General features: G+C 70.2%; 12 protein-coding genes. 2 read left to right on the forward strand and 10 right to left on the reverse strand.

The window, feature by feature from the left end; genetic code table 11:
• Positions 1-28: 28 nt before the first annotated feature.
• The 8 genes from Ato02nite_RS07395 to hemF all read right to left on the reverse strand — a co-directional run bounded on the left by Ato02nite_RS07395 (position 29) and on the right by hemF (position 9,428).
• Positions 29-2,077, reverse strand: coding sequence for a glycosyl hydrolase (locus Ato02nite_RS07395; protein WP_246606238.1), 2,049 nt, complete (start codon positions 2,075-2,077; stop codon positions 29-31).
• Entirely contained in the window at positions 2,074-2,706 is a 633-nt protein-coding gene (locus Ato02nite_RS07400) for an HlyD family efflux transporter periplasmic adaptor subunit (protein ID WP_213005643.1), read from the reverse strand. The genes Ato02nite_RS07395 and Ato02nite_RS07400 overlap by 4 nt, the downstream gene beginning before the upstream one ends.
• Before the next feature lie 137 nt (positions 2,707-2,843).
• Complete coding sequence (locus Ato02nite_RS07405) at positions 2,844-4,436, reverse strand: glycosyltransferase family 2 protein (protein WP_213005644.1); 1,593 nt, start codon at positions 4,434-4,436, stop codon at positions 2,844-2,846.
• Between the two features lie 310 nt (positions 4,437-4,746).
• Complete coding sequence (locus Ato02nite_RS07410) at positions 4,747-5,577, reverse strand: phytanoyl-CoA dioxygenase family protein (RefSeq protein ID WP_213005645.1); 831 nt, start codon at positions 5,575-5,577, stop codon at positions 4,747-4,749.
• Positions 5,578-5,601: 24 nt separating this feature from the next.
• Positions 5,602-6,621 carry an LLM class flavin-dependent oxidoreductase gene (locus tag Ato02nite_RS07415; protein WP_213005646.1) on the reverse strand — a complete coding sequence of 340 codons (1,020 nt, stop codon included), beginning with the start codon at positions 6,619-6,621 and terminating at the stop codon, positions 5,602-5,604.
• 20 nt (positions 6,622-6,641) lie between these two features.
• Positions 6,642-7,523 (reverse strand): YihY/virulence factor BrkB family protein, encoded by an 882-nt coding sequence (locus Ato02nite_RS07420; RefSeq protein WP_246606242.1) that lies wholly within the window; start codon positions 7,521-7,523, stop codon positions 6,642-6,644.
• A 45-nt stretch (positions 7,524-7,568) separates the two neighbouring features.
• Positions 7,569-8,414: an ATP-binding protein gene (locus Ato02nite_RS07425; RefSeq protein ID WP_213005647.1), complete on the reverse strand. Its 846-nt coding sequence runs from the start codon at positions 8,412-8,414 to the stop codon at positions 7,569-7,571.
• 90 nt (positions 8,415-8,504) lie between these two features.
• A complete protein-coding gene (hemF, locus tag Ato02nite_RS07430; RefSeq protein ID WP_213005648.1) occupies positions 8,505-9,428 on the reverse strand; it encodes an oxygen-dependent coproporphyrinogen oxidase in 924 nt (307 codons plus the stop codon).
• Positions 9,429-9,799: 371 nt separating this feature from the next.
• On the opposite strand from hemF, the gene Ato02nite_RS07435 reads away from it, so the two are divergent.
• Positions 9,800-10,474 (forward strand): GTP pyrophosphokinase, encoded by a 675-nt coding sequence (locus Ato02nite_RS07435; RefSeq protein WP_246606244.1) that lies wholly within the window; start codon positions 9,800-9,802, stop codon positions 10,472-10,474.
• A 40-nt stretch (positions 10,475-10,514) separates the two neighbouring features.
• Complete coding sequence (locus Ato02nite_RS07440) at positions 10,515-11,693, forward strand: cytochrome P450 (protein WP_213005650.1); 1,179 nt, start codon at positions 10,515-10,517, stop codon at positions 11,691-11,693.
• A 7-nt stretch (positions 11,694-11,700) separates the two neighbouring features.
• Here the strand turns inward: Ato02nite_RS07440 and Ato02nite_RS07445 are convergent, their stop codons facing one another.
• Positions 11,701-12,222 (reverse strand): OsmC family protein, encoded by a 522-nt coding sequence (locus Ato02nite_RS07445; RefSeq protein WP_213005651.1) that lies wholly within the window; start codon positions 12,220-12,222, stop codon positions 11,701-11,703.
• A gap of 77 nt (positions 12,223-12,299) precedes the next feature.
• Positions 12,300-13,788, reverse strand: a 1,489-nt coding sequence (locus tag Ato02nite_RS07450) for an AAA family ATPase (protein WP_213005652.1), incomplete at its 5' end; no start/stop codon positions are given.

A 13,788-nucleotide genomic window follows, 5' to 3' on the forward strand; every position in this document is an offset into this window, starting at 1 on the left:
TCGACCCGGCCGGCGCGGCGACAGACGATTATCCGGCGGGCGCCCCGGCCACCCGCGAACCGAACGCCAGCGCCCCGACCGGCTGGGCGGCGCCGGGCTTCGGCGGCCCGAGCACCACCAGCGCCTCGACCCAGTACCGCACCATCGCCCGGCTGGTGCTCTCCTCCCGGGTGACTCCGGCGTCGAGCCGGCGGCGGGCGGCCGCCGGGTCGGACAGGGCCAGGTCGGCGGCGAACAGGTCGCCCCAGACCACGGGCTTGTCGCCCAGCTCCCGCTCGCGGGTGGCCGACGGCCCTCGGTAGAACGAGCCCGCGGTCAGCGGCAGCAGCTGGATCCCGAGGACCGACTCCGGCTTCGGGTCGAACCACGTCGCATAGTCGATCTTCGCGTCCCACACGATGCCGGCGGTGGTGTGCGCGTACCCGGCCGGGCGGGTCAGCCCCTCGCCCAGCCAGTACATCCGGGCCGTCGCCGCCTCCATCGCGTAGTGGGTGACGCCGTACCCGGTCATCTCCGCGTTGCCGCGGACCAGGCCCCAGCGGACCACCGCCTCCCAGGCCGCCACCGCCTCGCTGGACGACTCCTGGTTGTTGCCGTCGGCGAACGGCGCGAAGCCGGACGCGGCCGAGCTGCCGAGGTACGCGTTGAACGCCCGGAACGGCGGGAGACCGGCCGTCTTCGAGCCGGCGTAGTCACCGACGATCAGGTCGACCACGTCGCCGTAGTCGCGGGCGAACCCGGGGTCGGCCGACGCCAGCACCGCGGCGGCGCGCACCAGGTAGCCGTACTGGAAATGGTGGTCGTTGTAGTCGTTGGCGCCGAATTCGGCGGGCACCGCGATCAGGCCGCCCCACACCTTGTCGTAGCCGAAGTAGCGCCCGTCGGACGGTCCGCCGTAGGTCAGCCAGTCGACCAGTTGGGGCCGCAGCCGGTCGAGCGCCTTCGTGCGTTGTGCGTCGGCGCCGGCCGCGGCCGCCACCTCGGCGACGGTGGCCAGCCGGCCGAGCTCCTTGAGCCCGAAGTAGCTGCCGCCGGCGCCGGGCGGGTCGGCCAGGTCCCGGTCCAGGTCGGCCAGCACGGCCTTCGTCGCCGCCGCGCTCAGCGGCACCTTCGGCACGCTGGTCAGCAGCCCCGGCATCGGCACGGTGACCCGTATCGAGGAGGCCGTGACCAGGGACATCGTGCCACGCGCGTCCGGGTAGGTGCCGGGGATCGTGGTCTGCCCGGCCTGCTGGTGCGGCAGCAGCGCCCACGCTCCGGTGCCGCCGCCGGCCCGCTCGGCGGTGAGCGTCTGGCTGACCGTGCCCGCCTTCTCGTCGTACGCCATCGCGGCCGTCGTCCGCACGACCGGATCCGGAGTGCTCGCCTTCTCCCAGGTCGCCCGGTCGGCCCCGGCCGGCACCCGGGCGACGGCGAGTTGCTCGCCGGTCCCGGTGACGGTGGATCCGCTCAGCGTCAGACCGGTGCCGAGCACATCCCAGCGCCCGCCCGCGATGTCGAGCCGGGCCCGGGTGCCCGAACTGCCGACGTCCTGGAAGGCGCCGGTCAGGGTGGGCGCCGCGCCGGTGAAGCGCAGCCACACCACCGGGCTGCCCTGCACCAGCGTGACCTCGACCTGACCCACCCGCAGGACCACGTGGAAGGCGCCGTAGGAGACGACGCTGACCGGGCCGGTGGCGGTGCCGGCGGTGAGGGCGGGCAGGAACGGGGTGATGATGGCGTTCGCGGAGGCGGTGACGGCCGCGCCGCTGATCTGCACCCCGCCCGCCGCGGCCTGCACGGCGAGCGGGTGCGCCCAGATCGGCTGGGTGCGCGGCCCGGTCAGCGCGGAACTCCACCACTGGTTGGTGGGCAGCGCCTGGCCGGCGAGGTCGCCGGCCTGGACCGGCGCCTTGGTCGGGGCGGAGGCGGCCGGCAGCGTGCCGGCGATGCTCCCGCGGCCGGTCACCGCGGGAACACCGAGCCGCGGCGCCGCGGCTTCCTCCATCAGCGGGCCGGTGGCGGCCGGCGCGGGGCCGGAACCGCTGCAGGCCGTCAACGCGGCCACCGCCGCGAGAGCGATGATTCGGCGGCTCACGCGCTGTTCACCGCCGGGATTCCGCCGGATGCCGTGGTGGTGTCGACCACCACGTCGAAGCGCAGACCCGGCACCAGCGTCCGCACGGTCGCGAGCGCCGACGGCTCCGGGCGCAGCACGACGGTGAGCAGGTCCGGCGTGGCCGTGGTCTGGGTGTCGACCCGGGCCTCGACCTCCTGCAGTTTCGTGGTGATCCGGCCGGGCAGGCCGGGCCCGCTCACGTAGGCGGTCATCCCGAGCCGCAACTGGCGCAGCGTCTCGAGCGGCACGTCGACCTGGAAGGACAGCTTGGCCGGGTCGTACAGGGTGACGATGGGTTCACCGGCGCGGGCGATCTGCCCGGGCGCGACGTTGATCTCGGTGACGATGCCGGCGGCGGGCGCCCTCAGCTCCTGCACCCGCGGCGCTCCCCCGTCCGAGGTCAGGGTGACCGCGGCCAGGACGGTGCCGGCGGTGACGCTCTTCCGCTCGGCGACCAGCACCCGGTTGACGACGGCGGCGTCGGCCGAGCCGACGGTGATCGGTTGCGCGGTCAGGACGGCCGTGCCGGCATCCACCATGGTCCGCTCGGCGAGGCGCTGCCGCACGACGTAGGTGCCGCCGATCACGGCCGCGGCCAGCAAGATCAAGACAACGAGAATCGTACGCGTGACCCGCAGGGCCTTCCGCAATCGGTGTTTTCTGGGCCGCGGCGGCGTTTCGAATTCGGTTTCGACGGGAGCTTCGATGGTGGTGGTCATGATCGTGCCTCTCTCGGCAGGATGGCTCAGGCGACGGCCGCGACAGGCTGCGGCCGGTTGTCGAGCTCAGCGCCGGCGGGCGCGAGCGAGGGCACGGCCGGTACCGCGCCGCGGTGCCGGATCCGGCCGCCGGTGATCGATTCGAGGATCATCCGGCCGAGAATCAGAACGATCATGCCGGCCCAGCCGACCGACAGCCAGGTCGGCGCCGGGTCGGCCATCACCAGCACACCGACCACGATGGCGGTGGCGTTGAGCACGAGCAGAGCGAACAGCGGCATGACCGCCCACAGCGACCGGGCGCCCTGGCCACCGGCGTTGGTGACCTTCCACTTCGCCGGCCGCCCGATCAGGACACCGCCGAGCGCCCGCAGGTGCACCGGCACCGCGCCGATGCTGGCCACGATCGCGGACAGTTTGAACCCGCCCGACTGCAGCCAGGTGACCAGCAGCACGGCCGCCTGGAACGGCAGGTAGTGGGTGGCCCAGGCGACGCCGTCGGCGCGGATCGGGCTCAGCGCGAAGAGCAGGTAGAGCGCCGGGAACAGCATGAACGTCAGCATCGCCACCGACAGCAGGTAGTGCGTGCCGCAGAACAGGTACTGCAGGCGCTGGTCGATGGTCAGGCCGATGCCGCGCTTGAACAGCCGGCCCTTGAGCAGCACCTCGAAACCGCCGCCGGCCCAGCGCAGCTGCTGCTTCAGGTAGGAGGAGACGTCCTCCGGCGCCAGCCCGCGGGCCAGCACCTGGGGCACGTAGATCGATTTCCAGCCACGCTTGTGCAGTTCGATCGAGGTCCAGATGTCCTCGGAGTTGCTGCCGGTCCAGATGCCACCGATGCTGTCCAGCGCCGTACGCCGGAACATGACGTTGGTGCCGACGCAGAATGCGGCGTTGAAATGATTCTTACCCGGGCAGACGAGTTCGTAGAAAATGCGCTGCGCCTCACCGGAACCGGTGGCGACCAGGTTGACGTTGTTGGTGTACGACTGCGGGGACTGCACGAACGCGACGTCCGGGTCCTGGAAGTGCGGCAGGATGCTGATCAGGAAACCCGGCTCGGGCACGTGGTCGGCGTCGAGGATGACGACATATTCGCCGTCGGTGCGGGCCAGCCCGGCGTTGACGTTGCCGGCCTTGGCGTGCGCGCCGCCCGGTCGCCGCAGGTAACCGATGCCGGCGTCCGCCGCGATCCGCTGCAGCTCGTCGCTGTCGCCGTCGTCGAGCAGGAACGTGCGGTGTTCCAGGTCCATGTCGCGCGCGGCGAGCACGGTGCGCTCGACCAGCGCCGGCTCCTCGCCGTACGCCGTGATGAACACGTCCATCGTGGGGACGTCGGCGCCGGCCCGCAGCCGGTTGCGCCAGACCGTGGCGTCCACCGCCTCGGCCCGGTCGTCGTGGGCCAGGATCGTCCACCAGGTGCCCACCAGGTGCAGGGCGGTCAGCCCCTCGGCGGCCAGCATGGTGATCCAGAGCCAGCCCGGTCCGCGGTACGCCGGGTTCAGCAGGAACAGTTGGTAGAACACGGTTGCGGCGAGAGCGGCGATGATCGCGACGCGCGTCGACCGTTGCAGCGGCCGCCAGGCCAGCCGAGCCGGCGTAGGGGACGTTGCCGTCATGGATGCTCCCCGGATTGTTGATATCCAGCACCGTGAATTCGGTGCCGATACCAAGAGAACAGGAAAGCGGCCGGATCCGCGAGCATCGGCAAAACATTTCTTCTGGGTCACATTACGGTCGGCTTAACGCAAATTTCTTGATCGATTCCTCGCAACCGCGCTGACCTGCAGGCAAACGGGCGCCAGGTAAATTCGCCGAAAACTATCGGGCGTGATGTTGCCTACTGAATAAGCCGATCAGTGAGCGACGTTACAGAGCGGGATGAACCCAGCGGTGATTTTCATCAATACCTTCGAAACGTTATTGAAACTAAGCCTCCCCCATCACCAGTCCCTCGATGGTGTGTTTCTGGGTGATCGGGGTGAGCCGGTCCACGATCGGGCAGGCGAGATGCCGGCGGATCGCGCCGGGCAGCTCCGCCCAGTACTTCTCGGTGACCGCCAGGTCGTGCTTGTCGCTGTTGGTGGCGTCGGCCGCGTCGACGCCGAGCACCAGCACCGGGCGGGCCGACGGCGAACGGTTGGCCGTGCCCCGGTGGATGGTCAGCGCCGACCGGGCCGAGATGTCCCCACGCTTCGGGTATTTACGCACGGCGCGCTCGGCGTAGCGCTCGTACCGGGCCTTCGGCGGGAACATGCCGTGGTCGAAGTCGGGCTCGTCGTCGAACTGGGTGCCGGGCGCGATCTCGAACGGGCCCATCTCGTCGGTGGTGTCGACCCCGGTGAGGTTGAAGGCCAGCGAGTTCAGCCGGCGTTCCGTCCGGGTCACCTCGGGCATCGGGAAGTCACGGTGCCACGGCTGGTGGACGGCACCGGCGAAGGGGATGTCGAAGCCGAGCTCCACGATCTGGTAGTCCGCGCCGAGCACGGCCGTGCAGACGGCGTCGACCCAGGGGTGGCCGGCCAGGTCGGCGAAGCCGCGCAGCTGCTCGGGGTGGATCTCCACGTAGTAACGGTGCGGTCCCCGGCCCACCGCACCGCCCGGCCGGTCGACGGCCTCGGCGAACGCGGCCTCGATGTCCTCGCGCATCGCGTCCGCCCAGGCCACGTCGAAGGCACCGGGCAGAGCGGTGATGCCGTGCTCGTAGATGGCCGCCCGAGCCTGCTCGCCGGCCGTCACCCTGTCGATGGAAGTAGTCATACCCCCATGGTGCGACGCGGCCGGTCACGTCGCAGGACGAGCCTCCTGCTGACCGGCCTGGCCCGCCGACTCCGCGAACGCCTGACCGGTGAGCTCGACCGACCGGACCCGATCCGCCGGCTCCGGCGCCTGATGGGTCGTGATCAGCTCGTCCGCGTGGCAACCCGCCGCGAACGCCACGAGGTAGTCGCGCACCTCGTCCGGCGTGCCGACCGCCGTGTACCGGGTCATCCCGGCCAGCTGAGCGCCGTTCGGCGAGGCCAGAAACGCGTCGATCTCGGCGTCGGTGAAATTGCCCCGGCGCAGGAAGGCGCGGGTGCGCTGCCGGTAGGCCACGGTCTTCTGCCGCACCGCCAGGTCATGGTCCTCGGCCGCGAAGACATTGACCCCGGCTATGACGTACGGCTGGGAAAGCTGCTCCGAAGGACGGAACGTGTCCCGGTAGACGTCCACCGCCTGGTGCAGCAGGTCCGGGGCGAAATGCGAGGCGAAAGCGTACGGAAGGCCCAGCTGAGCGGCCAGCCGGGCACCGAACATCGACGATCCGAGAATGTAGAGCGGCACCACCTCGTCGGCCCGCGGCACGGCCTGCACCCCCGGCACCCGGCTGTGCCCGCTCAGGTAACCCTGCAACTCCAGCACGTCCTCCGGGAACGAGTCGGCCGACGCCGGGTTGCGGCGCAGCGCGAGCATCGTGTTCTGGTCGCTGCCCGGCGCCCGGCCGAGCCCCAGGTCGATGCGCCCCGGGTGCAGCGTGGCCAGGGTGCCGAACTGCTCGGCGATCACCAGCGGCGAGTGGTTGGGCAGCATCACCCCGCCGGCCCCGAGCCGGATCGACTCGGTCCGGTCGGCGATGTGCCCGATGAGCACGCTGGTCGCCGAGGAGGCGATGACCGGCATGTTGTGATGCTCGGCGTACCAGACTCGGCGGAAGCCGCTGCGCTCGGCCGCGCGGGCCAAGTCGACGGAGGCCGCGAAACTGTCCCGCACGGACCGCCCGGTCTGCACCGAGGCGAGATCGAGCAGCGAAAGAGCAACAGACATGATCGCGACACTAACGCGGGTCACGCCGGTTGCTCGTCCTCGGCCGCCAGGTCGGAGGTATGACCCGCGTTACTCGTCGCCGTCAGGGCCGCCGCGAACAGGACAGTCTGATTGATCGCGTTCAGGAATACGAGCAGTCCGACCGAGCCGGCGACCAGCTGATAGGTCGGGTTGGCCTCGGTGTGCTGCACGTACAGGCGGCCGAGCGTCTTGAGCAGTTCCAGGGCCAGCGCCACCAGCAGCGCCGGGCCGAGCAGCCGGCGCAACGGCATCCGGACTCGGGGCAGCCCGGTCAGCGCACCGCAGGCCAGAACGGTGTTCACCCCGATTGCCACCAGGAACCCGACCCCGCTGAGCAGCCATCGGGACAGGTCGACGCCGGTGTCCGCCGCGTCGACCAGCCGGTTCGCGGCCGTGGTGGTCAGGTAGGCCACCGCCAGCGAGGCGGCCAGCAGCAACCCCAGCCCGGCCAGCACCAGAAGATCCACCAGCACCCGGACGATGAAATTGCCGGGGTACTCCGGCAGCCGCCACATCCGCCGGATCGACGAACGCAACGCGTCGACCCAGAACCATCCGGTGATCGGCAGGCCGATGAACGCGATGACCCCGACGGTCCCCCGGGCGTTGCGCAACGCCTGCACGTCGAGGCGGGGCAGGTCCTCCGCGACGTACCGCTCGACCGACCGCAACACCCCCGGGTCGTCCAGGACGAAGCCGAAGACCGCGACGCCCAGCAGTCCCAGCGCGAACGTGGCGAAGAAGGCGTAGTACGTCACCGCGGCGGCGAGCCGGCCACCGTCGGCCTGGTCGTACCGCACGCCGGCCCGGATCAGGTGATCCAGCCACCCGACGCGGCGACGAATCCCCCGCACCCACCGCCCGACACCCGGATCCGACACGCCACCGTCTTACCCAGCGCGCGGCCGGGTTACCGGCCGGTGAGGTCACATCACCGTCGCCCACACCACCTTGCCGTTTCGCGTCGGCATGGCACCCCACGCCGCGGCGACCGTGTGCACCAGCCGCAGGCCTCGCCCCCGTTCGCCGAGCGAGGCCTGCGGGCCGGCGAGTTCCGATCCGCTCGGGCGCGGGAACCGGCTGACGCAGTCATGAATCGCCACGTGCAGGCCGGTGCCGCCACGGGCCACGGTGACGATGAAGTCGGTGCACGCGTGTTCGACCGCGTTGGCGGCCAGCTCGGACACCACCAGCCAGGTGTCCTCCAGCAGCCCCGGCAGGTGCCAGGCGTGGCACGCCTGCATGACCAGGTTGCGGGCGGCCCGGATGGAGACCGGCTGGGGGTCCAGGCGGGTCTGCAGCCGGTCGGCGCGGGACATCCGGTCGGCGATCGCCATGCGCGCTGCGGCCACGGTGTCCAGCACCCGCGGCTGTGGCCCCTGGTGATTCCGGAGGCGCCGGCTCAACGCCGTGGTGGCGGGCAGGCAGAACGCCAGGTGCACCGCCTCGGCACCGAACCGGGCCTGCCGCCACAGCGCCAGCCAGAACGACAGGCTCGCCCCGGTGGGATCCTCCAGGCCGGTCAGGTCGACGATGATCGAGGCGGACGGCCCGGCCAGGCACATCCGCAGGGCGGCGGAAACCTGTTCGCCCAGTTGCGGCGACCATCGACCGAACGCCGCGACCTCGATCACCGCCAGGCCGGGATCACCGGTGACGGCCACCCCCGCGTCGAGACGTTCGGTGACGGCGGTCAGGAGGTACGGAGACTCGAGCGGCAGACCTGGTCGTACGGTCGATGAATAGTTCTTCGGGCGGTCTTCGATGGCCACAGCTGCTCCACGGCACCTAGTGAGAACTGGCGCACTACCTGGGGCTGGGGCAGCACCGCAACGATATATCACTCATCCGGGAGGCACCCGTCACCCTACGGGGGCATCCTCCGAAACCCAGTCCCGCGGCGTCAGGAACCGGTCGCGCATCTCCGCCTCGGGGCTGCCCGGAGTGGGCTGGACGTCGAACGCCCAGCCGGCCAGCGGAGGCAGGGACATCAGGATGGCCTCGATGTTGCCGCCGGTCTGCAGGCCGAACCGGGTGCCGCGGTCGTAGACCAGGTTGAACTCCACATAGCGGCCGCGGCGGTAGAGCTGCCACTGGCGTTCGCGTTCGCCGTACGGCCGGCCGGTGCGCCGCCGCACGATCGGCAGGTAGGCCGCCGCCAGGGTTTCGATGCCGCGGGCGGCCAGGGTCAGGCCGCGTTCCCAGCCGTCCGGGCCCGCCGGGTGCAGGCCGTCGAAGAAGATGCCCCCCACCCCGCGGGTCTCCCGCCGGTGCGGCAGGTAGAAGTATTCGTCGCAGGCGGCCTTGGCCTCGGGGTAGAGCGCCGGGTCGTGCTCGTCGCAGTAGTCCTTGAGGGTGCGATGGAAATGGGCCGCGTCCTCGGCGTACCCGTAGGCGGGGGTCAGGTCGGCGCCGCCGCCGAACCACCAGGTGTCCGCGCCCATCTCGAAGTATCGGAAGTTGGCGTGGAACGACGGCACGTGCGGATTACGCGGGTGCACCACGGTCGACAGGCCGGTGGCGAAGAAACCGGCCGACGGGTCCACCCCGTGCTCGGCCGCGATCGACGCCGGCGCCTCGGCGCCGTGCACGGCCGACACGTTGACCCCGGCTCGCTCGAAGACCCGGCCGTCCTCGAGGATGCGGGCCTCGCCGCCACCCCCGCCCGGCCGGTTCCAGCGGTGCGGGGTGAAGCGGCCCGGCCCGTCGCACTCCTCGAGGGCGCGCCCGAACGCCTCCTGCCCGGCGCGCATGACCTCGACGACCCGATCACGACGGGCGCTCATCGCTTCCCCCTTGCCGGCTCAGAGATCGACGATCATGTCGATCGGAACCTAACAACGACGCGCGATTCGCGCTGCCCCGTCACGCGGTGTGCAGCAAAAGCCAGTCGGCGAGGTTTTTCAGGGCGTCCGGGGCGATGCCGTGGCCGACCGATCGCGGCGGGCCGTGGTGTTCGCGCCCGAATCGACCCGCAGGTACCGCCACCGCGGTGACCGGGGAGTTTCACCTGGCGCTGTAGCATCTATCCGGCCTGCAGGTGGAGGGAACCATCCACCGACCGAGCGCCGCCCGAATGAACCACCAAGGGGTGCACGGGCCGCATACGGTGGTGGCGCGCGTCGCACGACGCAGGAACACGCCGGGAGACGAGACAGTGACCACCGACCGGTCCGCGCTGGTGCCGGTGCCCGGCACCGACATCGAGCCACTGCGGTGGCAGGCCGACGAGCTGCGCCACTTCATGCTGGTCTACAAGTTCGGGCTGGCCGAGATCGGCACCAAGATCACGATCCTGGCCGAGGAGCTGGCGCACCGCGGGCGCGGTAACCCGATCGAGCACGTCAACACCCGGCTCAAGACCGTGGACAGCCTCACCGCGAAGGCCCGCCGGATCGGCTGCCCGCAGGCGCTGGACGCGGTGCGCGCCCGGATCCGCGACATCGCCGGCGTCCGGGTCGTGTGCAGTTTCGTCTCGGACGTCTACACGGTCGCCGACATGCTCACCCGCCAGCAGGACGTCACGCTGCTGCAGACCAAGGACTACATCGCCGAACCCAAGTCCAACGGCTACCGCAGCCTGCACCTGATCGTGGAGATCCCGGTCTTCCTCTCCGACCGGGTGGTCACCGTCCCGGTGGAGGTGCAGCTGCGCACCGTGGCGATGGACTTCTGGGCCAGCCTCGAACACAAGATCTATTACAAGTACGAGGAGGACGTGCCGCCGGAGCTGAAGGACGAGCTGACCGCGGCCGCCACCGACGCCGCCCGCCTCGACGAGCGGATGGAACGGCTGCACGGCCAGATCCACGGCCCCCGCTGGCGGCCCTGAGGCATTCCGCTCTTGGTGACCGGTACGACACACTCGGCTCATGCCGTTCCTCAACGTTGTCGATCCGGCGTTCGACTTCACCGCGCCGGAGGTGTTCGCCGCCCAGGCGGCCGGCTGGCATGCCGACAGCCCGCTCGGCCCGCTGGTGCTGCGCTACGCCGAGACGCAGGAGCTGCTCCGCGATCGCCGGCTCGACCACGGCGGCGACGGCTACCTGCAGCGCAACGGGATCACCGCCGGGCCGATCCACGACTGGTGGGCCCCGATGATCGTCAACCGGGACGGTGCCGACCACCGCCGGCTCCGCGGTCTGGTCGGCCGCTCGTTCACCCCGCGCACGATCGACCGGTTGCGGCCGTTCATCCGATCGACGGCCGAAGCGCTGGCCGACGAGATCGAGAGCGCCGACTTCGTCGACGCCTTCGCCAACCGGCTGCCGCTGGCGGTGATGGGTGAGCTGCTCGGGGTGCCGGCCGCCGACCACGACATCTTCAGCGTCTGGTCCAGCGACATCGGGCTGATCTTCGCCCTGGCCACCGGCGGCGACACCACGGCACGGGTGGAACGGGCGGTGGCCGGCCTGGACGGCTACGTGGACACGCTGATCGACGTGAAGACGAGACACCCGGCCGACGACCTGATCTCCCGGATGGTCGCCGCCTGGCGCGACGAGGACACGGTCAGCCGCGAGGAACTGCGCAACCTGCTGGTCACCCTGGTCTTCGGCGCCCACGACAACACCCGGCACCAGCTCTCCAACACGATGGTCACGTTCGCCGAGCACCCGGCGCAGTGGACGCTGCTGCGCGACCGGCCGGAGCTGACCGAGCGCGCGATCACCGAGACGATGCGCTGGCGGCCGTCGGCGGCGAGCGTCTTCCGCCGCGCGACCGAGGACTTCGAGTTCCAGGGCCTGCCGATCGCCGCCGGGACCTTCGTGACCATGGCCGTGCAGACCGCCCAGCGGGATCCGCGCGCCTACCCGGGTGGGGACGCCTTCGACATCACGGCCGTCCGCGAGGCGCCGCTGCTCCAGTTCGGCGCCGGGCCGCACTACTGCCTCGGCTCCGCCCTGGCGAGCGCCCAGTTGAGCGAGGCCCTGCCGGTCCTGGCCGGCCGCTTCGGCCCACCGATGATCGCCGGGGAGGTGACCTGGCGCCCGGCGATCGGCACCCACGGGCCGAACGAGCTGCCGTTGCGCTTCCCGGCCCCGGCGTGAAGTGCGCCTATGCCGGCGTGATCTGAACGGGGATCGCGGACCGCAGGGTGTGCCCGACCGGCGAGGTGGCGGCGACCTTGCGGTGCAGCTCGGCGATGGCCTCGGCGTCCGCATCGGTGTCCAGGTGCACGGCGGCCCGGATGGCCGAGAAGCCCGCGTGCCCGTCGGCGAGACCGAGGAAAGTGTGCAGATCCAGGTCGCCGTCGAGGTCGATGCGCAGATCGCGGATCACGATGCCGGCGAGCGTCGCGTTGGCCGCGTAACCGACCGCGAGGCAATTGCCGAGGGCGCCCAGGAGTTGCTCGACCGGATTCGGAGCCGTGTCGCCGCCGCCCAGCCCCGACGGTTCGTCCGAGGCGATCGGGTCGAAGTCGCGCACCCGCGCCTCGGAGGCGAACGCACCGTTCCAGCTGACCGAAGCCGCCCAGGTGGTCTGCGCCGCCTCCGGGCGGTTCTGGATGGTCTGCACCAGTGTGGCGACGGCGGCGATGTCGACCTGATTGAGCGCGTTCTCGGTGGTGGTGGTCATCGACCGAGTGTAGGAACTAATCCTATGGGTGAGCAAGTATATGGCCCGGCCGCCGGTGGCGGCCGGGCCATCTGTCGTCACTCCTCGGTGGCGGTTGCCTCGAGGTCGGCCGGAACAGCGTCCGGGACCGTGACCCCGCGGTCGGCGCCGCGGAAGGTCAGCTTCGACTTCTCGATGTTCTCCGGGTCGCCCTCGCAGTCCACGACCACGATCTGGCCGGGGCGCAGCTCGTTGAACAGGATCTGCTCGGACAGGGTGTCCTCCAGATCACGCTGGATGGTGCGGCGCAGCGGCCGGGCACCCAGCACCGGGTCGAAGCCCTTCTTCGCCAAGTACTTCTTGGCGTTGTCGGTCAGCTCCAAACCCATGTCCTTGTTCTTCAACTGCCCCTCGATCCGGGCGGTGAAGATGTCCACGATCTGCAGGATCTCTTCCTGGCGCAGCTGGTGGAACACGATCGTGTCGTCGATGCGGTTGAGGAACTCCGGCCGGAAATGCTGCTTCAGCTCGTCGTTGACCTTGACCTTCATCCGGTCGTAGTTGCTCTCGGTGTCCTCCGACGCCTGGAAGCCCAGCGACACCGCCTTGGCCACATCCCGGGTGCCGAGGTTGGTGGTCAGGATGATGACCGTGTTCTTGAAGTCCACGATCCGGCCCTGACCATCGGTCAGCCGCCCATCCTCCAAGATCTGCAGGAGCGTGTTGAACACGTCCGGGTGGGCCTTCTCGATCTCGTCGAACAGCACCACACTGAACGGCTTACGCCGCACCTTCTCCGTCAGCTGCCCACCCTCGTCATAACCGACATACCCGGGAGGGGCACCAACCAGCCGCGACACCGTGTACCGGTCGTGGAACTCCGACATGTCCAACTGGATCAGCGCGTCTTCCGAACCGAACAGGAACTCCGCCAAAGCCTTGGACAGCTCGGTCTTACCGACACCGGACGGGCCGGCGAAGATGAACGACCCGGACGGCCGCTTCGGGTCCTTCAACCCCGCCCGGGTCCGCCGGATCGCCTTGGAGACGGCCTTGACCGCGTCTTCCTGGCCGATGACCCGCTTGTGCAGCTCATCTTCCATACGCAGCAGCCGGGAAGTCTCCTCCTCGGTCAGCTTGTACACCGGGATACCGGTCCAGTTCCCCAGCACCTCGGCGATCTGCTCGTCGTCGACCTCGGACACGACGTCGAGGTCGCCGGCCTTCCATTCCTTCTCCCGCTGCGCCTTCTTCGTCAACAACTGCTTCTCGTTGTCGCGCAACTGCGCGGCACGTTCGAAGTCCTGCGCGTCGATCGCCGACTCCTTGTCACGACGCACCTGAGCGATCCGCTCGTCGAAGTCACGAAGGTCCGGCGGTGCGGTCATCCGACGGATCCGCATCCGCGCACCCGCCTCGTCGATCAGGTCGATCGCCTTGTCCGGCAGGAACCGATCCGAGATATACCGATCCGCCAGCGTCGCCGCCGCGACCAGCGCCGCGTCGGTGATGCTGATCCGGTGATGCGCCTCGTAACGGTCGCGCAGACCCTTGAGGATCTCGATGGTGTGCGCCAGCGACGGCTCG

The sequence above is a fragment of the Paractinoplanes toevensis genome, from assembly GCF_018332695.1.
GTDB classification, from domain to species: domain Bacteria; phylum Actinomycetota; class Actinomycetes; order Mycobacteriales; family Micromonosporaceae; genus Actinoplanes; species Actinoplanes toevensis.